Origin of the sequence: Actinomadura sp. B10D3 (assembly GCF_039871695.1) — a bacterium.
Classification (GTDB): Bacteria; Actinomycetota; Actinomycetes; order Streptosporangiales; family Streptosporangiaceae; genus Spirillospora; species Spirillospora madurae.
In genome coordinates, this window is the sequence record NZ_JBDPLY010000001.1 from 433,252 (window position 1) to 450,691 (window position 17,440).

The window sequence follows — 17,440 nt, forward strand, 5'->3', positions numbered from 1 at the left end:
TCTAGCGCTTGTCCTTGATGGCGCGCAGGTACTCGCTGATCTTGAACTGGTTGATGACGAACTCCAGGACGATGCGGGTCACCAGCAGCAGGAGGAACCACAGGAACGGGGCCGTGAGGATCAGCAGGTAACCCCACGTCGAGCCCCGGTGCAGCCAGTCCAGCCCGTACCCGGCCAGCAGCAGCGCCAGCATGGTGTACGGGACCAGCGAGAGCAGGTAGATGATCTTGACCACCCTGACGGTGACCATGTGGTCGAAGCTCAGGTCGAAGAGCGCTCCCATCACGCCTTTGCGCTCCGGAGCGCCTGGAGGAGGGGCCCACCCCTGCTGCTGGTACTGGGGCCCTGCCGCGGGCCCTCCGGGATCCGCCGGGCCGGCCGGCCGCGGGATGGGGCCGGTGCCTTGCCCCGGACCGGGACCGGGACCGGGACCCGGGCCGGGACCGGGACCGGGGCCGGGGCCGGGACCGGGGCCGGGCGGCTGCGCTCCGGGCGGGGGGCCGTAGGGGCCGCCCGGCCCTCCGGGCGCCGGCGGGCGCGAGGGGTGACCGGGATCTGAAGGGTGCGTCATCGCCGTCGTCTCCAGTTAGGGGCGCCTACAGGAAGACTCTAGAGCCTGGCCCCGTTCCCACGCCGGAACGGACGCCGCGCGCTCGGCGTCACGGACGGCCGGGACAGGCGGTTGTCACCCGGCGGACGCCACGCGGACGTCCGGCGCGTCCAGAGACCGGAACCAGTCCAGCAGGTCGGGGCCGTCCAGGACGTGCGGCTCGTCGGCCCCCACGTCGACCGGACCCGCCAGGTGACCGGACGCGCCGGCCATCCGGCAGCCGGCGAGCCGCGAGTGCCGCAGCGCGGTGGGCCGCTCCACCGGACCGAAGGAGCAGCCGCGCAGGTCGGCGCCCCGCAGGTCGGCGCCGGCGAGGTAGGCGGCGGTCAGGTCGGCCTCGCGCAGGTCGGCCTCGCGCAGGTCGGCGCGGCCGAGATCGGCGTGCACGAGATCGGCCCGCCGGAACACGGCGCCCCTGGCCTCGCACTCGGGGGCGGCCGCGCGGAAGAGGACCGCCGAGGTGAGATCGGCCCCGTCCAGCCGCGCGCCGTTGAGCGTCGCGCGGTTCAGGTTCGCGCCCGCGAGGCGCACGCCTTCGAGAATCGCGCCGAAGAGGCCCGCGGAGTTCAGTTCGAGGCCGGACAGGTCCGCTCCGGTGAAGTCGAGGAAATCCCCGGCGAGCGCGGTCGGCACCCGAAGCGGGTCGGGCCCCAGCGCGTCCAGGTATTCCGCCAGTGCCGCGCGGGCCTCCGGCGCGGCCGGCCAGGCCCGGACTCCGGCGCGCGTCCTCACGTGCTCGGCCATCAAAGGAACACTACCTTGCCGTTCCACTCCGGATGGGAGGCGACCAGTTGCCTCACGTCGGCCAGCGCCTCTGGCGACATGTTCTGCGGGTCCACGATCACGTTCTCGGACGGTGACTGGGACAGTTCGTGCCTGATCTGGTTCTCGACCGTGGCCCGGTCGTAGCGTCCCCTCGTTCCGGGCGGCATCGGCTGCCCCTTGTTGGGACCGGCCGGGAAGGTGTCGGCCCACGCCTTGACGTCCCAGTGCTGGCCGTTCGCGTCCACGAACTCGCCGGTGTCCTTCCCGTTGATCTTCGGGGCCCGCTGGATCGGCCCCGGCAGCACGCCCCGGCGCTCCAGTTCCAGCCCGACCTCGGCCTCACGGATCGCCTTGGCGCCGACCGTGCCTTGATGCGAGGGGTCCTGCGCCAGTTCGTTGACGCGCCGCTCGTACTCCGGCGTGCCGTTGGCGGGCGTCTCGTAGTCCGGCTTGGGCGGCGTGAGGTCGCACGCATCGGGATCCGGCGTCGGGTCGTTGTGGACGAGAATGCCGGTCCCGCCAGAACCCACGTAATAGGTGTGCAGACCCTCGACGGTCAGGTTGTAGACGGTTTCGGTGCGCTTGTAGCGGTGCCGGTCCACCACCATGGCGTCCCGCCCGCCGACGGTCGCCAGTTCATCGCCGAAGAACAGCTCGCCCCCGTCGATCCAGTCACCCGTGCCCGGCACCCAGAAGGGGTGGTTCACGGTGGCGGTGATGGTGGCGGTGGGTCCGCCGAGGGTGGCGTCGGGGTCGATGGTGAGGTCGACCAGGTGTTTGGTGCCGGTGCCGGTGATGCGTGCGGTGACGGTGCGGGGCCCCGAGCGCGCGGTGGCGGGGTCGGTGGCCCAGACGGTGTCACCGACCCGGACCTGCTCGATCGGTTTTCGGGTGCCGTCGGCCATCAGCACCGGGGTGCCGGCGGTGAAGCTGTTGGAGTTCTTCTTCCTGTTGCAGGCTTCCAGGGCGTCGTCCAACCGGTCCCGGGCGTCCCTGCGGGCCTGGCGGGCCCTCTCCAGGCGGCGTTTGAGGTCCAGGTACCGGTCGATCAGCCTGGCGATCTTGGGAATGGACCTCAGTACCTTGGTGATCTTGGTCCAGGGCACCACCGACACGATCGCCCACAGGCAGTCCATGAGGCTGGGGTCCTCGATGCAGTCGATGATGTCGCCGGCGATGAAGTCCAGTCCGAGCTCGGCGATCTCCTCGAGCAGATCGAAGTTGTTCCACTCGTCCTCGACGCTCTGGGCGTCGGAGTTCGCCTCGTTCAGTTCGGCCAGCGCCTCGCGGTATTCGCGCTCCTCGGGCGTCTCGCCCCCGGCGGGGGCCGTCGTCGAGCCCGAAGCCCCCGGCGACGGCGACGAAGAACCACTGGCCTGCGGGTCGTCCCCGGGCCCGCCGCAGTCCTCGCCCTGGCTGACCCGGCACACCCCCGACCGGAGCCCCGCGGCGACCTTGTCGCCCACCGTGACCACCGACACCACCGCGGTGACCGAGGCGACCAGCAGGATCACCGTCAGATACGACAGCGACCCCTCGCCCCGGTCCCCCAACCGCCGCAGCATCCGCTCCCCCTGGCACGCCGACACACACTGACAGCGAGCTAACCAACCCGTCAGCACACGCGCACAGGCCCACGGACCCAACAAAGGACCCAAAAGCGTTCTGTAACGGCAGGTGGTGATGTGTTTCCGGCGGAGCGGGGCTTTCGCTTTGCTAGCGTGCGTGCTCGATTCGGCCGGACGCATGACCGATGGGGGATTGACATGAACTTCCGGACTTTCGGGTTCTGTGCTCTGGCCGGCGGACTCGCGCTGGTCGCGGCCGGTTGCGGGGACTCGGGCGGCGAGAAGAAGCAGGCCGGCACGTCGTCCCCCGCCCCCCGGACGAGCGCCGCGAGCCCCGCGACCGGTGAGTTCGCGGGCGGCGGGGAGAAGCTTGCCGGCAAGGAGGTGAACGTGACACTGCCCTCGGGGTGGAAACAGGTGGACCCGCTCACCGACGGCTCCGAGGTCGTGCGGACGTCGTTCAGCCTGACCGGGGAGATGGGGCCGCTCATCGAGAAGCTGCTCGGCGAGCAGAAGAAGCAGGGCGTGGTCTTCGCGATCGACGGGTCGGTGAAGTCCGGCTACGCGCCGCACGCGCAGGCCGGATGCGACCGAGGCGGCCTCACGGGGGCCTCGCTCGCGCAGCTGAAGCGCAAGCAGGTGGCGTTGGAGCCGAACTCCAAGCTCACCGATGTCAAGGTCGGCGGAAAGCCGGGTTTCAAGGCGACCTACAGCTCCCAGAAGCGCGACGTCGAGGTGGAGGGGATCACCGTCCGGGTGCCCGTCTCCACCGATCGCTTCTGCTTCGTCGACATCGAGGCGAAGAAGGGCACGATGCCGCCCCAGGCGGAGAAGCTCGCGGCCTCGTTCACATTGGCCTGAACAGGGGCCGCTCTGACGAGGAGCGACGCTCCGCGCGGGGGGCGGCCGGCACTAGCCGCCGAGGATGTGCACCTTGGCGGCGGGCGGCGCCTCGATGGTGAGAGGCTCGCCCCACTGCTTGTACGTGACGGCGTGCACGGTCTTCGTCCCCTGCGTGGCGACGTCGACCTGGAACTTGCGGGGCAGGCCCTTGTCGTCGACCCACAGCCTCCAAGGGATGTCCCCTACGCCGATCTGGCTCAGAGCGGCGAAGGCGGGATCGGTCTTCTTCATCGAGGACGCCGGCGTGGTGCCCGAGTAGAAGTGGACCGGAACCCCGTCCAGTTTCTCGGTGCGGGCCTCCCCCTTGAACGAGCCGTTCCGCACCAGGGCCAGCCCGGTGTCGGTCGACAACTGCGCCAGCGCCTGGTCGACGGAGTCCAGCATGCCGGTGAGCAGCTTGGCGAACGGCTTGAGCTCCGGGTTGGACGCGTCCTGGCGGGACAGGCGGACCCACGGCTTGCCGGGCGCCTGCTCCTGCCCGTCGACGCGCGTGTAGACCGTCCCGCCCGTGACGATCGCCTCCGTGGTGCTGGGCTCGGACGGGTTCGCGTCCACGATCGTCAGCTGGGCGGACGGCGAGCGGACCCCCGTGCGCATCTGCGCGGTCGTCTTCTCGTCCACCTTCTGGGCGCCCTCGCCGCCGGTGGTGTAGATCTCGGCGTGCACGGTGCCCGCCGACCGGGACTGCCGGGCGACCAGGTCGACCAGCGGCCCCGGCTGCCCCGGGAGCGTCACCGCGGCCAGCGAGGCCGCGGGGGTCGGCGGGGCCTGCCGCTCGGCGGCGGGCCCGCCCTTGGGACGTTCTCCCTTGTCCGAGCCGCCCGAGCAGCCGGCGAGCCCGCCGACGACGAGGACCGCGCCTACGGTCACCGCGAGAAGCCTCATGCCGGGGACTCTATGCGGCGCTCGTCCCCGGGTCCCCCCTCCGGCGCGTTTTTGGGTCCTTTGTTGGGTCCGTGGGCCTGTGTGCGTGTGCTGACGGGTTGGTTAGCTCGCTGTCAGTGTGTGTCGGCGTGCCAGGGGGAGCGGATGCTGCGGCGGTTGGGGGACCGGGGCGAGGGGTCGCTGTCGTATCTGACGGTGATCCTGCTGGTCGCCTCGGTCACCGCGGTGGTGTCGGTGGTCACGGTGGGCGACAAGGTCGCCGCGGGGATCCGGTCGGGGGTGTGCCGGGTCAGCCAGGACAAGGACTGCGGCAAGCCCGGCGGTGACCCCCAGGCCGGCGGGTCCTCCTCGCCGTCGCCGGGGGCGACCAGCCCGGGCGCGGTCCCGGCCGGGTCGGAGACTCCCGAGGAGCGCGAGTACCGGGAGGCGCTGGCCGCGCTGAACAAGGCCAACTCCGACGCCAAGGGCGTGGAGGACGAGTGGAACAACTTCGATCTGCTCAAGGAGATCGCCAAGCTCGGGCTGGACTTCATCGCCGGCGACATCATCAACTGCGTCAAGAACCCCAACTTCCTGGACTGCCTGTGGGCGATCGTGGGGCTGGTCCCCTGGGGCAAGATCGGCAAGGTCATCAAGTCCATCCCCAAGATCGCCAAGCTGATCGACCGGTTCCTGGACCTCAAACGCCGGCTGGACAAGTTCCGCAAGGCCCGCAAGGACGCCAAGGACCGCCTGGACAAGGCCGTCGAGGCGTGCAAGAAGAAGAAGGACCCCAACAGCTTCACCGCCGGAACCCCGGTCCTGATGGCCGACGGCACCCGAAAACCGATCGAGCAGGTCCGGGTCGGTGACACCGTCTGGGCCACCGACCCCGCCACCGCGCGCTCGGGGCCCCGCACCGTCACCGCACGCATCACCGGCACCGGCACCAAACACCTGGTCGACCTCACCATCGACCCCGACGCCACCCTCGGCGGACCCACCACCACCATCACCGCCACCGTCGGGCACCCGTTCTGGGTCGACGGCGTCGACGACTGGATCCACGCCGGCGAGCTGGTGTTCGGCGACACCCTCACCACGTCCGCGGGCGGGCACGCCATGGTGGTGGACGGGCGCCGCTACAAGCGCACCGAGACCGTCTACAACCTGACGGTCGACGACCTGCACACCTACTACGTCAACGCGGGCTCGCAGGAACTCCTCGTCCACAACTGCGGAGACCTCGACAAGCACGAGGAGCCTCCGCCTGGTACGCCGCGTGGCCCCCACCAGCTCGGCCACACGATTAAGGATCACGTCGACCTCACCGACGACCAGCTGCGGGCGAGGGCCGCCGATCCGAGAAACACCAAGGGCGTGGCGGGACGCTGGACGGACAAGGCGACCGCGCAGCGGGCGGTCGACGACGCCCTCGCCAACCTCGACGCCCCGACCCAGCAGCGGATCCAGAAATGGTTCCAGGACCTCGGCAAGCAGAAGCCGGGTGCGAAGGACACGCTGGAACTCGGGCCCTTCACGTACGGGAACGGGCCGCTGGGCAAGGTCGCGAAGAAGGGGCAGCAGAACCTGGACGATGCCAGCAACCGGTTCACCATTGTCCTCAAGCGGGCGCAGTCGCCGAAGCACAAGCCGGGCTACTACGTCTACACCGCCTACCCGCTGCCCTGACACGCCGATACGCTGGGCCGGCGAGACGGAGAGGGGGTGCGATGTACGGCTACAGGTGTGACAACTTCGGGATCACCGAGCTGGCGAGTGCCCACTTCATCTCCTCCTGGTTCAGCCACTACGAGACCGGGCTGGACATAGTCCGGGAGCTCGCGCGGGAGCAGAACGCCGGAGCGAGCCAGGAGTACCTCTTCGACGCCGAGCTGCTCGACGCGTCCCCCCTGACTGCCGAGCAGCTCGGCGCGCTGTGGCGGTCTTCCTGCGACGGCTGGCACCACCCGAGGGTCGACGGCCTCGACGGGCGGGGCTGGATGCGCGCGGTCGCCGGCATCATGCGGCCGCCGGTCGAGGCCGCGGGGCTGGACGTGCTGCCGAAGGGGGAGATCGACCGGCGGGCGGACGTCGCCGAGCGCGTCACCCGTGCGGTGCGGCGGTTCTCGATCACCAAGAACTTCCATCTGGACCCGCACGACGAGGAGTACCTGCGGCGGGCGATGCTGGACCTCGTCGAGTACGGGCTGCCGGAGCTCGCGTTCCGCTTCTTCCTGATCTGCGCGATCCACCACTTCATGCCGATCGACCGGGCGTTCTTCGATGAGCTGCACGAAACGGCCCGGATCTTCGAGTACGAGCCGTTCTTCGTCCACCGGCTGGAGTTCCTGCTGCCGGCGGACGGGGACGCCCCCGCCGGCGAGGCGTGACGCCGGACCGGACCGGTCCGGCGGCGCGAGAGGCGTCCGGCCCACTCCTCTTTGGGCCCAGCTTTAGGTCCCTGGCTTCATGCCGCCCGGCCGGGCGCTGTGTTTGGATCGGCCGCACACGGCAGCGGTCCCGGCCCGGGCCGAGGCCGGCTCGAACACCACGGGCTTACACGGGGGAGGAGGCCCGGACTTCCGAACACAACAGCAGGCAAAGATCAGGTAAACACCATCCACCTGGACGATCCTCGTCGGGAAGAGCCGTTAGCACGGAACGCCACCGCGTGTCGGAAATCACGTGTGTACGGTATTCTTTCCACGGAATCGTCGATGACTGCTGGCTCGCCCGTTGATCACTTAGATGGGCCACCTTCCCTGGCTACGCCGACGCCGCCCCCCGCCATTTGGGCAGGTCCGAAACCCGGGATTGTGGTGCAAATAAAGATCTTGATCTCGGGTCTGGGCGCCGGTTATCGTCTTTCAAGTCTGAAGGGGCCTTTGTAGCTTTTCGGGCGCTTCGTCGGGGGACTGGAGCGAACGGGGAAGGGAACGTACGTGAGGCCATGGACGGCCCGGGGGCGCGCATGACCGTCGTTGTGGTGGTCGGAGACGTTCCCAGCACAGGCATCACGCCCGGTTCCGTGGCGCAGCGGGTACCGGACGCGGCGGATCCGGCTGCCCTTCTCACCTTCCTCGACGGGACGAGCCACGCCCTCGCGCGGGCCGGAGCCGTGCTCGTCGTCCACCCCGCGTGGCGGTCGGAGGCGGCCGTCAAGCTGGTCAGGCAGGCGCGGATGCTGCTCGCCACCGACCGGATCGCCCGCATGCCGCTCGACCTCCCGCCGCTCGCGCTGTCCCTCGTGGCCGACCAGCTCGCCTACACGGCGCCGCACGTCCCGGCCGGGGTGCTGGCGAGCATCGCGCCGCACCTGGCCGACCGGCTCGTCGCCGGAGCGTGGCTCGCCAGCGTCGCCAAGCTCGAACGCGGGCAGGCCAAGCTGGGCCAGCACATGCTCTCCTACCTGCCGGGCAGCGGCTTCATGGTGACGTCGTCCGCCGAGACCACGGTGCACCGCATCACCGGGGCCAAGCCCGTCCAGGACATCACCCGCAGGCCGCTCGACCCCGTGCTCATGCTCGCCGCGAACGAGCAGGGCGACCTCGACTGGCTGGAGCAGCGCCTGCGTCCCGCGCTGCAGGCGGTGCGCGTGACGAACGTCGCCGCGCCCCCGCTCAGCGCCGAGTTCTGGGGCAGCAGGAAGTACACGGAGTTCGTCGCGTTCAGCGGGCACCCGCACGACCTGCACCAGGTGCTGCAGGCGGTCCGCTGCGTGCGCTGCCCCTGGTGCGGCGAGCCGACTGCCCTGCCCGCATGCCCCTTCTGCGGCGAGACGCAGCCCCGCGCGGACGCGCCGCACCAGCCTGGAGCGCAGCCCGGACCACAGCCCCGACCGGAAGCACGGCCCGGACCGCAGGCGCCGCCGGGCGCCCCGCCCGCGCCCGCACAGCCCGCGCCCGCACAGCCCGCGTCTCCCGCGCCGAACTCACCCCCCGCAGCGTCCCCCGCAGCACCCCCCGCGTCCCCCGCGCCCTCCGTCCGGCCCGTGCACCCCGCCCAGCCGGCGGTGCCGCGGCCGGCGGACCCCCACCCGCCGTCCCCGCCGGGCACGGCACCCCAGGCGTTCGGAGAGGCGGACGCCCCCGGGCCGCGTAACACCCAGCCCGATCTGCGCAAGCCTCTCCCCGCCGACCCCGAACCCGCCAGCCCAGCCCCCCTGGTCTCCGGTGAGCCCGAAGAGGAGGAGCGCTGGCCCCGGACGGTCGAGTTCCGTCCGGCCCGGCACCCGTGACCGGATGACCATGTAGAAGGAGCGAGATGAACCCCCGGCAGCGACGCGGTGTCCTGTTGATGATCACGGCGGCCATCGGGGCCGTGTTCGTGTTCATCATGGTCATCGGCTACGTCCAGAGCGTTCAGGCCGACGCCGACGCGGCGGTCGGCGAGATGACCACGGTCCTGCAGGTCCAGTCGGACGTGGAGGCGTTCCAGCCGATCCCCGCCGCCTCGGTGCGCGAGGCGAAGATCCCGAAGAAGTGGGCGTCCGGCGCCTTCATCACCCAGCTCGCCGACCTGCAGAACAAGGTGGCGGCGGGCCGTATCCCGCGCGGCGCCTACCTCCAGCAGGGCATGCTGCAGGACCGTCCGGCGCTGCGCCCGGGGCAGCGCGAGATCGCCGTCATGATCGACTCGGAGACCGGCGTCGCCGGGAAGGTCGTCAACGGCTCCATCGTCGACGTCTACAGCACCTTCGAGTCCATCAGCGGCTCCCGGCAGGGCCCCTGCGCCGTCCGCATCCTCGACCGCGTCCAGGTCATCAACGTCGGGCCGGAGCGCCAGGTGACCGACACCCGCGGCAACCAGTCGCAGGCCGGCGGCGGTGGCGTCACCAGCGGAGCCCTCCCGGTCACGTTCGCGCTGAGCGCGGAGGAGACCCTCCGGCTGACGTACGCCGAGTCGTTCTCCCGCAAGCTCCGGCTGGCGCTCGTCGGCGGTCCCGAGGACGTCAAGCCGCCCGCGAACCGGCTCTGCAACACCCCCGCGGCCGGCCGATGAACGACATCAGGATCCTCCTCGGCGGGGACGACCAGGAACTCGTGGCGACGTTCCGCGCCGTCATGGTCGAGCTGACCGGGTTCGAGCTGGTCTCGTTCGGCCGGACGTCCAACGAGGTCCTCGGGATGGTCGCCACCGACCAGGACGTCGACGTCGTCCTCATCGACGAGAACATCGGGCCGGTGCCCGCGCACGACCTCGTCCGCGAGATCGCGATGCGCCGCCCGAACTGCGCGGCGGTGCTGCTGTGCACCACCGTCGACGAGAGCGCGCTGACCCGGGCGCTGGAGGCGGGCGCGCGGGGAGTGCTGTCCCGGCAGCCGAGCCTTGAGGAACTCCAGTCGAGGCTGTCCACCGCCGCCGAGTGGTCGCGGGGCATGAGCCGGTGGATCGGCGGCGGGCACGTGGAGGCCGTCGGCGGGCGGCGCGGCCGCATCATCGCGCTCGCCGGGGCCAAGGGCGGCACCGGCGTGACCACGCTGGCCGTCCAGCTCGCCCTGGCCGCGTCGTCGCAGCGGCCGGACCGCTCGGTCTGCCTGGTCGACCTCGACCTGCAGGCGGGCGACATCCCGAGCTATCTCGACATGGTGCACCGGCGCAGCATCGCCGACCTGATCGAGGTGGCCGGCGAGATCACCGGCCCGATGCTCGCGGACGCCCTGTTCGCGCACGGCGAGGGCCCCCACGTCCTCCTCGCGCCGCACGAGGCCGAGCGCGGAGAGGACGTGACCGCGCTCGCCACCCGGCAGATCCTCGCGGCGCTCCGCTCCCGCTACGACATCGTCATCGTCGACTGCGGGACGTTCATGACGGAGGCGTCCGTCACCGCGGTCGAGCTGGCCGACCGGGTCGCGCTCACCGTGATGCCCGACCTGCCGTGCCTGCGCGCCGCCAAGCGCATGGTCGGGCTGTGGACGCGGCTGGACGCGCGCAAGAGCGAGGACATCATCGCGGTGCTGACCCGGCAGAGCCGCAAGAACGAGATCCAGCCCGACTTCGCCGCCCGCATCCTCGGGCTGGCCCTGGCCAAGACCACCATCCCGCCGGCGTTCCGGGCGCTGGAGAAGGCCATCAACAACGGGTCGCTGGGCCGGGTCGAGGACGACGGCTTCCGCCGCGCGGTGCTCCAGCTCGCCGGCGAGCTCGGCGTCCTCGGGCTGGAGCCGGCCGACGGGGGCGGCGGCGCGCGCACCATGACGGGGACGCCATGAACCGGCCCGCGATCCGAAGACTCCGGCTGCGTCCCGCGGTCCCGGACGCCGAGCGGGATCGCGGCCAGGTCGTCGAGTTCACCGGCATGCTGCCGCTCATCCTGCTGGTCCTCGTCGCGGTCTGGGAGGCGTTCCTGATCGGCTGGTCGATGACGTACACGACCCACTCGGCGAACGAGGGCGCGCGGGTCGCGGCGGTCGGCGGCGGCCAGAAGGAGGTCGAGGCGGCGGCGCTGAAGCGGGTGTCCGGGCGGTTCGCCGACGACGACAGCTTCCAGGTGAAGTACCCGACGGGCGCGCAGTGCGACGGCGCCGGCCCGCGCGACCCCGACTGCGGCTACGTCCGGGTGTCGATCAAGCCGCCGCTGGTGCTCAAGGGCTTCACCCTCCCGATGACCGTCAGCCACCGGTCCAAGATCGTCTACGAGGGGAAGGGGTGACCCGGATGCGCGAGCCGAGGGTGGCCCGGCTGGACGACGACGGGTCGGCGGCGGTCGAGTTCATGGCCTGGATCGGGTTCGTCCTGGCCGCCCTCTTCTGCGCGTACGAGGCCTACACCGCGTTCGCGACGGTCGAGCAGGTCGAGAACGCCACCCGGACGGGCGCGCGGGTCGCGTCGATGCAGGGTGTCGCGCTGAACGAGCCGGCGACGAAGAACGGCCCGGGGACCCGCGCCGCCAACGCCGCCCTGCCCAAGGTGATCACCGACAAGGAGATCACGGTCGAGGCGCTGTCGGGCGACACGGTCCGCTGCACGGTGCGCGCCAAGGTGCCCCTGATCGCGAACGGACTTCATCTGAACATCACGGTCCGGCGGCGCGTCGAAATGCCTGTGGGGTGAGACATGGGTCTGAAGAACCGCAGGGACGCCGGTCCTGAGCAGCAGGCGACGGGACCGGACGTCGGTCACTGGCGCCAGCGGCTGCTGGAGGAGGTCAACCTCGACGACCTCGCCACCCTGGACATGGCGCAGCGCCGCGCCCGCCTGGAGAAGGTCGTCGGGCACATCCTGACCCGCGAGGGGCCGGTCCTGTCGACCCGGGAGCGGGCGCAGCTGGTCCGCCGGATCGTGGACGAGGCGCTCGGCCTCGGGGTGCTGGAGCCGCTGCTCGCCGACCCGTCCGTCACCGAGATCATGGTCAACGGCCCGGACAGCGTCTACATCGAGCGGCTCGGCAAGCTGACCCGCATCGACGTGGGGTTCGCCAGCGACGCCCAGCTGTACCAGACCATCGACCGCATCGTCGCCCAGGTGAACCGGCGCGTGGACGAGTCGAGCCCGATGGTGGACGCCCGGCTCCCGTCCGGCGAGCGCGTGAACGTGATCGTCCCGCCGCTGTCGCTGGTCGGTCCGGTGCTGACGATCCGCCGCTTCCCGCGCGCGTTCCGGATGGACGAGCTGGTGAGCATGGGCGCGCTCGACGAGCACACCGCGGTGCTGCTCGGCGCGTTCGTCCGGGCCCGGCTCAACATCGTGATCGCGGGCGGGACGGGCACCGGCAAGACGACGTTCCTGAACGCGCTGTCGGGGTTCGTGCCGTCCAGCGAGCGCATCGTGACGATCGAGGACTCCGCCGAGCTCCAGCTCCAGCAGGACCACGTCATCCGGCTGGAGTCGCGCCCGGCCAACATCGAGGGCGAGGGCGCCATCACCATCCGGGACCTGGTCCGCAACGCGCTGCGGATGCGTCCCGACCGGGTGATCGTCGGTGAGGTCCGCGGCGCCGAGACGCTCGACATGCTGCAGGCGATGAACACCGGCCACGACGGGTCCATGGTGACAGTGCACGCCAACTCGGCCGAGGACAGCATCTACCGCATCGAGACGCTCGCCTCGATGAGCGAGGTCAAGATCCCCTACAACGCCATCCGCGACCAGATCAACAACGCGGTCGACGCGGTGATCTTCCTGGACCGGGCGGTGGACGGCTCGCGGCGGATCGGCGAGGTCGCGGTCGTGTCGTCGGGGCGGCGCGAGGACATCGAGCTCACCCCGATCGTGAAGTTCGAGATGGAGCCGGTGGGCCTCGACCGGGTCGTCCGCGGGCGCTACGTCCACCGGGCGCTCCCGCAGGAGCTCGTCACCAAGCTGGTGTTCGCCGGGGAGGCGATCCCGGCGGCCTTCGGCGGCGGCCACGCCGCGGCGGACCGGCGCCCCGCCGGCCAGGGCCCGGCGAACCGGGGCCCGGCGCCGCAGGGCCCGGCGAACCAAGGTCCGGCGAACCAGGGCCCCGCGACGGCCATGCCTCCGTGGCCGACCCCGCAGAACCCGCCCGGCAACGGGCGGGGACCCGGCCACACCCCCGGGGAGACCCCATGAGCTATGAGCTGATCCTGCTGTCGATGACCGTCGTCCTCGTCATCGGGGTGCTCGGCGTCTGGCAGTTCGGCAGCGGCCTCGACCAGCAGCGCGAGCTGGTCGCCCGCGGCGCCCGCGGCTTCACCGAGCGGTCGATGGCGACCCGGCTCGACCGCTGGGACGCCCGGCTGCGCCGGACCGCGCTCGGCCGGCAGGTCTACCGCAGGCTGGCCGCCTCGGGCCTGCGGATCCGGCTGTCGGTCTTCGTCATGGGGGCGACGGGCGCCGGCCTGCTCATCGTCGTCCTGCTCGGCCAGGTGCTGTCGCTGTTCCTCGGCATCGTCACCGCGCTCGGCGTCGGCCTGGCGTTCTTCGGCTTCCTGCGCCAGCAGGAGACGCGCCGGGTGGAGGAGTTCATCGGCCAGCTCCCCGAGCTCGCCCGTGTGCTGTCCAACGCGGCCGCGGCGGGCCTGTCCATCAGGACGGCCATCGAGATGGCCGCCGAGGAGCTCGACGACCCGGCCCGCACGGAGCTGTCCCGCACCGCCGAGGCGCTGCGCCTCGGCCAGTCGTTCGACGCGGCGATGAACGAGCTGCGCGACCGTTTGCAGTCCCGCGAGCTGGCGGTGCTGGTGAGCACGCTGGTCGTGGCGTCCCGCTCGGGCGGCTCGCTCATCACGTCGCTGCGCAACATCTCCAGCACCCTGGAGCAGCGCAAGGAGACCCGGCGCGAGGTCAAGACGATCGTCGGGGAGTCCGTGGCCGCCGGGTGGGCGATCTTCGGCATGGGCATGGCGACGCTGTTCGGCATCGCGTTCCTCGCCCCCGATGTGGTCGACAAGATGACCGGCTCGCTGCTGGGCCAGATGATCCTGCTGATCGCGATGTCCCTGTTCACCGGGGCCCTGTACATCATCCGCCGCATGACGAGGATCGACGTCTGATGATGCCGCTCGCGCTCTCCGCCGGCGCCGCGCTCTGCGTGGCCCTGTTCGTGTGGGGCCTGTACCTCCGGGTCTCCGGCCAGCAGGTGAACGAGGAGCTCGCCGCGGTCGTCAAGAAGCCCAAGAAGAAGGGGTTCGGCCCGCTCGGCAGCATCACCGAGCCGTTCGGCGGCCTGTTCGCGCCGCTGCTGCTGCGGTCGATGAGCCCCGCGGCGCGCGGCCGGCTGAACCGCCGGATCGAGCGCGCCGGCCGCCCTTACGGGCTCACCGTGGAGCAGTACGCCAAGAACAAGGCCGGCACCCTCCTCGTGCTGGGCTCGATCGGCGTCATCATGCTGCTGTCCGACCACCTGTTCATCGGCGGGGCGCTGCTGCTGTTCGGCTGGTTCCAGACGGACGTCGTCCTGTGGAACCTGTCCCAAGAGCGCCAGCAGGAGCTGCAGAAGGGCCTGCCCGACTTCCTGGACGTCCTGGCGGTCACGGTCACCGCCGGCCTCAGCTTCCGGCAGGCCGTCAGCCGGGTCGCCGAGAGCATGCCGGGCGCCCTGTCGGACGAGATGCTGACGACGCTCCGCCAGATGGAGGTCGGGACGCCGTTCCGGCAGGCGTTCGAGGACCTGCGCAGCCGCAACAACAGCGAGCAGCTCTCCAGCTTCGTCACCGCGATCCTGCAGGCCGAGGAGCTCGGCGCCCCGCTGGCGGGCGCGCTCGCCGACATCAGCGTGGACATGCGGCGCGAGGCGTCGCAGCTCGCCCGCCGCAGGGCGCAGCGCGCCGAACCGAAGATCACCATGGTGACCACGTTCATGATGGTCCCGGGCATGCTCGTGCTGATCATGGGCGCGCTGTACTTCGGCCTGAACTCGGGGGGTGGCGGTCTCCTTGGCCAGTGACCCGCCGCTCGCCCGGATCGGCGCGACCTTCCGCCTGCTCATGCAGGTGCGGGTGCTCGCGTCCGGCCTGGCGCTGCTGCTGGTCCCCGGCGACCGGGCCACCTTAGAGACCATCTTCGTGCTGTCGTGCGTGGGGGCGCTGTCCGCGCTCGCCCTGTTCGGCTGGCAGGAGATCGTCCCGCGGCTCATCGCGTACCCCGTGCTGCTCGCCCTCGACGCGCTCGTCGCGTACGCGGCGCTGGAAGTGGGCGGGGTGCTCGGCCCGTTCTTCCTGGTCACCGCCATCACCTCGACGCTGGCCGGCCTGCTCTTCCAGTGGTCCGGGACGCTGCTCATCTGCCCCCTGCAGGTGCTGCTCTACTACGCGGCGGCGGCGGACTCGGCGTGGGTGGTGAGCTTCCAGACCGTGCTCGGCATGCCGCTGTGCTACTTCATCGGGGGCTTCGTCGGTACGGCGATACGCCGGCTGTTCGACGAGTTCGCGCGGTCCGACGAGGCCCGGCACCGCGCCGAGGTGGCGGCGGCGGCCGCGGAGGAGCGCAACCGCCTGGCGCGCGAGATGCACGACTCGCTCGTCAAGACGCTGCGCGGCATCTCCATGGCGGCGGCGGTGCTGCCCGCCTGGGTGAGTCGCTCCCCGGACCGCGCCCGCGAGGAGGCCCAGCGCATCGTCGCGGCGGCCGAGATCGCCTCCCGCGAGGCCAGGGAGCTGATCGCCGAGCTGCGCACCGACACCGCGCAGCGGGCGCTCGGCGAGGTCGTCGAGGACATCGTCGACGCGTGGGCGGAGGCGACCGGGGTCAAGGCCGAGGTGTCCGCCGACTCCGGCGTCGAGCTGCCGATCCGCACCCGGCACGAGGTCGCGGCGATCCTCCGCGAGGCCTTGGAGAACGTGAAACGGCACGCGGACGCACCCTCGATCGAGGTGCGGCTCCGCGGCTGCGGTGACCGGGTCGTCCTCACGATCGCCGACCACGGCAAGGGGTTCGCGATGCCCGCGGACGTCGACGAGCTGGCCCGTGCCGGCCACTACGGCGTGGTCGGCATGCAGGAGCGCGCCGTGCACGCCGGAGCCGAGCTTGCGGTGACCTCGGAGCCGGGCGCGGGCACCACCGTCACCGTCACCGTGCCGTTCCCCGATGGCGCCGCGGCGCCCGCCCCCTATCTGGAGATGGCATGAGCGAGATCAGAGTGGTGGTCGCCGACGACAATCCCGTCGTCCGGTCCGGCCTCGTGTCCCTGCTGGAGGCGACGGGCGTCGCCACGGTCGTCGCCGAGGCGGGCGACGGCCGCCGCGCCATCGAGCTCGCCGAGCGGCATCGCCCGGACCTCGTGCTGCTGGACGTCCGGATGCCCCTCCTGGACGGCGTGTCGGCCCTCCAGACGCTGAGCGGCATCACGCGCGTGCTGATGCTGACCTACACCGATGAACCCGACGTCATCCGCGCCGCCGTCCGCGGCGGCGCGAGCGGGTACCTGGTGCACGGCACGTTCGACGTCGACGACCTGGCGGCGGCCGTCCGGCAGGCCGCCTCGGGCACCGGCAACCCGCTGTCCCCGGTGGCGATCACGGCGCTGATGAACGCGGTCAAGGAGCCGGCCCAGGACCGCCCGCGCAACGCCGACCGCGCCCGGTACGGGCTGTCGGCGCGGGAGGCCGAGGTCATGGACCTGATCGCGCAGGGCCGCGCCAACCGGGAGATCGCGAGCGAGCTGTTCCTCACGGAGAAGACCGTGAAGAACCACGTCAACCGCATCTTCGCCAAGCTCGCGGTGGAGAACCGCGCCGCCGCCATCGCCCGCTGGCTGGGCACCGCGGTGGGGGACCGCTGATGGGCCCCACGAATGGGTCCAGCTTGGGCCTTCGGACCCTGTGTTCCGCATTCCCCGATCCGTACCTTGAATGTCACAAGGCGAAGCGAAAAAGGGGAGCGAGCCGAGATGTTCATTGGAATGCGGACGCGTGCGGCACTGGCGAAGTCGGACCGGGGAGAGGGCGCGGTTTCCTACATCGCGGTCATCATTCTCATCGCCGGCATCCTGGCGGCGATCGCCGTCTCCGGCATCGGCGAGAAGATCCAGAACGGTATCGAGGGCGCGATCGACAAGGTCTCGGAGACCGAGCCGGGCTCGGGCGCGAGCGCCAGCTGATCGCACCTTTCGGGGCCGCAACGGAAAAAGTGGTCAAACGAGTCTTCGCCAATGTGGAGGACCGGGATTCCCGGTTCTCCACATTGGCGTGTTCGCACGTTTGCGACGCGGGAAGGGTTTCGGTATGCGTGCCTTGGTGAAGGCGGGGTCGGTGACCGCGCTCATCACGCTCCTCTTGGCATCCTGTGGTGGTGGAGACAAGGAGGATGAACCCAAGAGGACAAAGCC

General features: G+C 71.1%; 18 protein-coding genes. 14 read left to right on the forward strand and 4 right to left on the reverse strand.

What is annotated here, in order from left to right; translation table 11 throughout:
* Position 1: 1 nt before the first annotated feature.
* The 3 genes from ABGB11_RS01815 to ABGB11_RS01825 all read right to left on the reverse strand — a co-directional run bounded on the left by ABGB11_RS01815 (position 2) and on the right by ABGB11_RS01825 (position 2,940).
* Positions 2-283, reverse strand: coding sequence for a DUF4282 domain-containing protein (locus tag ABGB11_RS01815; protein WP_347628047.1), 282 nt, complete (start codon positions 281-283; stop codon positions 2-4).
* 402 nt (positions 284-685) lie between these two features.
* Positions 686-1,354: a pentapeptide repeat-containing protein gene (locus tag ABGB11_RS01820; protein ID WP_347628049.1), complete on the reverse strand. Its 669-nt coding sequence runs from the start codon at positions 1,352-1,354 to the stop codon at positions 686-688.
* A complete protein-coding gene (locus ABGB11_RS01825) occupies positions 1,354-2,940 on the reverse strand; it encodes a polymorphic toxin-type HINT domain-containing protein (RefSeq protein WP_347628051.1) in 1,587 nt (528 codons plus the stop codon). The genes ABGB11_RS01820 and ABGB11_RS01825 overlap by 1 nt, the downstream gene beginning before the upstream one ends.
* 201 nt (positions 2,941-3,141) lie before the next feature.
* Between ABGB11_RS01825 and ABGB11_RS01830 the strand changes: the two genes are divergently transcribed.
* Positions 3,142-3,804 carry a hypothetical protein gene (locus tag ABGB11_RS01830; RefSeq protein WP_347628053.1) on the forward strand — a complete coding sequence of 221 codons (663 nt, stop codon included), beginning with the start codon at positions 3,142-3,144 and terminating at the stop codon, positions 3,802-3,804.
* A gap of 51 nt (positions 3,805-3,855) precedes the next feature.
* Here the strand turns inward: ABGB11_RS01830 and ABGB11_RS01835 are convergent, their stop codons facing one another.
* A complete protein-coding gene (locus ABGB11_RS01835) occupies positions 3,856-4,731 on the reverse strand; it encodes an LppX_LprAFG lipoprotein (RefSeq protein ID WP_347628055.1) in 876 nt (291 codons plus the stop codon).
* A 144-nt stretch (positions 4,732-4,875) separates the two neighbouring features.
* Here ABGB11_RS01835 and ABGB11_RS01840 point away from each other — a divergent pair, with 144 nt between their 5' ends.
* The 13 genes from ABGB11_RS01840 (at position 4,876) to ABGB11_RS01900 (ending at position 17,212) form a co-directional block, all read left to right on the forward strand.
* Entirely contained in the window at positions 4,876-6,402 is a 1,527-nt protein-coding gene (locus ABGB11_RS01840) for a polymorphic toxin-type HINT domain-containing protein (protein ID WP_347628057.1), read from the forward strand.
* A gap of 41 nt (positions 6,403-6,443) precedes the next feature.
* Positions 6,444-7,103, forward strand: coding sequence for a hypothetical protein (locus tag ABGB11_RS01845; RefSeq protein ID WP_347628059.1), 660 nt, complete (start codon positions 6,444-6,446; stop codon positions 7,101-7,103).
* A gap of 581 nt (positions 7,104-7,684) precedes the next feature.
* Complete coding sequence (locus tag ABGB11_RS01850; RefSeq protein WP_347628061.1) at positions 7,685-8,950, forward strand: hypothetical protein; 1,266 nt, start codon at positions 7,685-7,687, stop codon at positions 8,948-8,950.
* Positions 8,951-8,976: 26 nt separating this feature from the next.
* Entirely contained in the window at positions 8,977-9,714 is a 738-nt protein-coding gene (cpaB, locus tag ABGB11_RS01855) for a Flp pilus assembly protein CpaB (protein WP_347628063.1), read from the forward strand.
* Entirely contained in the window at positions 9,711-10,925 is a 1,215-nt protein-coding gene (locus ABGB11_RS01860) for an AAA family ATPase (protein WP_347628065.1), read from the forward strand. The genes cpaB and ABGB11_RS01860 overlap by 4 nt, the downstream gene beginning before the upstream one ends.
* On the forward strand, positions 10,922-11,365 hold the full coding sequence (locus ABGB11_RS01865; protein ID WP_347628067.1) for a TadE family protein: 444 nt from the start codon (positions 10,922-10,924) through the stop codon (positions 11,363-11,365). The genes ABGB11_RS01860 and ABGB11_RS01865 overlap by 4 nt, the downstream gene beginning before the upstream one ends.
* A gap of 5 nt (positions 11,366-11,370) precedes the next feature.
* Entirely contained in the window at positions 11,371-11,766 is a 396-nt protein-coding gene (locus ABGB11_RS01870; RefSeq protein WP_347628069.1) for a hypothetical protein, read from the forward strand.
* Positions 11,767-11,769: 3 nt separating this feature from the next.
* Positions 11,770-13,245 carry a CpaF family protein gene (locus ABGB11_RS01875; protein ID WP_347628071.1) on the forward strand — a complete coding sequence of 492 codons (1,476 nt, stop codon included), beginning with the start codon at positions 11,770-11,772 and terminating at the stop codon, positions 13,243-13,245.
* Complete coding sequence (locus ABGB11_RS01880; protein ID WP_347628073.1) at positions 13,242-14,168, forward strand: type II secretion system F family protein; 927 nt, start codon at positions 13,242-13,244, stop codon at positions 14,166-14,168. Before ABGB11_RS01875 ends, ABGB11_RS01880 begins: the two co-directional genes overlap by 4 nt.
* Complete coding sequence (locus ABGB11_RS01885; protein ID WP_347628075.1) at positions 14,168-15,061, forward strand: type II secretion system F family protein; 894 nt, start codon at positions 14,168-14,170, stop codon at positions 15,059-15,061. The genes ABGB11_RS01880 and ABGB11_RS01885 overlap by 1 nt, the downstream gene beginning before the upstream one ends.
* Positions 15,039-16,241 (forward strand): histidine kinase, encoded by a 1,203-nt coding sequence (locus tag ABGB11_RS01890; protein ID WP_347628077.1) that lies wholly within the window; start codon positions 15,039-15,041, stop codon positions 16,239-16,241. The genes ABGB11_RS01885 and ABGB11_RS01890 overlap by 23 nt, the downstream gene beginning before the upstream one ends.
* Positions 16,238-16,894: a response regulator transcription factor gene (locus tag ABGB11_RS01895; RefSeq protein ID WP_347628079.1), complete on the forward strand. Its 657-nt coding sequence runs from the start codon at positions 16,238-16,240 to the stop codon at positions 16,892-16,894. The genes ABGB11_RS01890 and ABGB11_RS01895 overlap by 4 nt, the downstream gene beginning before the upstream one ends.
* A gap of 120 nt (positions 16,895-17,014) precedes the next feature.
* Entirely contained in the window at positions 17,015-17,212 is a 198-nt protein-coding gene (locus ABGB11_RS01900) for a hypothetical protein (protein WP_347628081.1), read from the forward strand.
* Positions 17,213-17,440: the final 228 nt, after the last annotated feature.

Coding starts and splice junctions, on each gene's coding strand:
- ABGB11_RS01815 (WP_347628047.1), bottom strand. CDS start 283: ATGGGAGCGCTCTTCGACCTGAGCTTCGACCACATGGTCACCGTCAGG.
- ABGB11_RS01820 (WP_347628049.1), bottom strand. CDS start 1,354: ATGGCCGAGCACGTGAGGACGCGCGCCGGAGTCCGGGCCTGGCCGGCC.
- ABGB11_RS01825 (WP_347628051.1), bottom strand. CDS start 2,940: ATGCTGCGGCGGTTGGGGGACCGGGGCGAGGGGTCGCTGTCGTATCTG.
- ABGB11_RS01830 (WP_347628053.1), top strand. CDS start 3,142: ATGAACTTCCGGACTTTCGGGTTCTGTGCTCTGGCCGGCGGACTCGCG.
- ABGB11_RS01835 (WP_347628055.1), bottom strand. CDS start 4,731: ATGAGGCTTCTCGCGGTGACCGTAGGCGCGGTCCTCGTCGTCGGCGGG.
- ABGB11_RS01840 (WP_347628057.1), top strand. CDS start 4,876: ATGCTGCGGCGGTTGGGGGACCGGGGCGAGGGGTCGCTGTCGTATCTG.
- ABGB11_RS01845 (WP_347628059.1), top strand. CDS start 6,444: ATGTACGGCTACAGGTGTGACAACTTCGGGATCACCGAGCTGGCGAGT.
- ABGB11_RS01850 (WP_347628061.1), top strand. CDS start 7,685: ATGACCGTCGTTGTGGTGGTCGGAGACGTTCCCAGCACAGGCATCACG.
- cpaB (WP_347628063.1), top strand. CDS start 8,977: ATGAACCCCCGGCAGCGACGCGGTGTCCTGTTGATGATCACGGCGGCC.
- ABGB11_RS01860 (WP_347628065.1), top strand. CDS start 9,711: ATGAACGACATCAGGATCCTCCTCGGCGGGGACGACCAGGAACTCGTG.
- ABGB11_RS01865 (WP_347628067.1), top strand. CDS start 10,922: ATGAACCGGCCCGCGATCCGAAGACTCCGGCTGCGTCCCGCGGTCCCG.
- ABGB11_RS01870 (WP_347628069.1), top strand. CDS start 11,371: ATGCGCGAGCCGAGGGTGGCCCGGCTGGACGACGACGGGTCGGCGGCG.
- ABGB11_RS01875 (WP_347628071.1), top strand. CDS start 11,770: ATGGGTCTGAAGAACCGCAGGGACGCCGGTCCTGAGCAGCAGGCGACG.
- ABGB11_RS01880 (WP_347628073.1), top strand. CDS start 13,242: ATGAGCTATGAGCTGATCCTGCTGTCGATGACCGTCGTCCTCGTCATC.
- ABGB11_RS01885 (WP_347628075.1), top strand. CDS start 14,168: ATGATGCCGCTCGCGCTCTCCGCCGGCGCCGCGCTCTGCGTGGCCCTG.
- ABGB11_RS01895 (WP_347628079.1), top strand. CDS start 16,238: ATGAGCGAGATCAGAGTGGTGGTCGCCGACGACAATCCCGTCGTCCGG.
- ABGB11_RS01900 (WP_347628081.1), top strand. CDS start 17,015: ATGCGGACGCGTGCGGCACTGGCGAAGTCGGACCGGGGAGAGGGCGCG.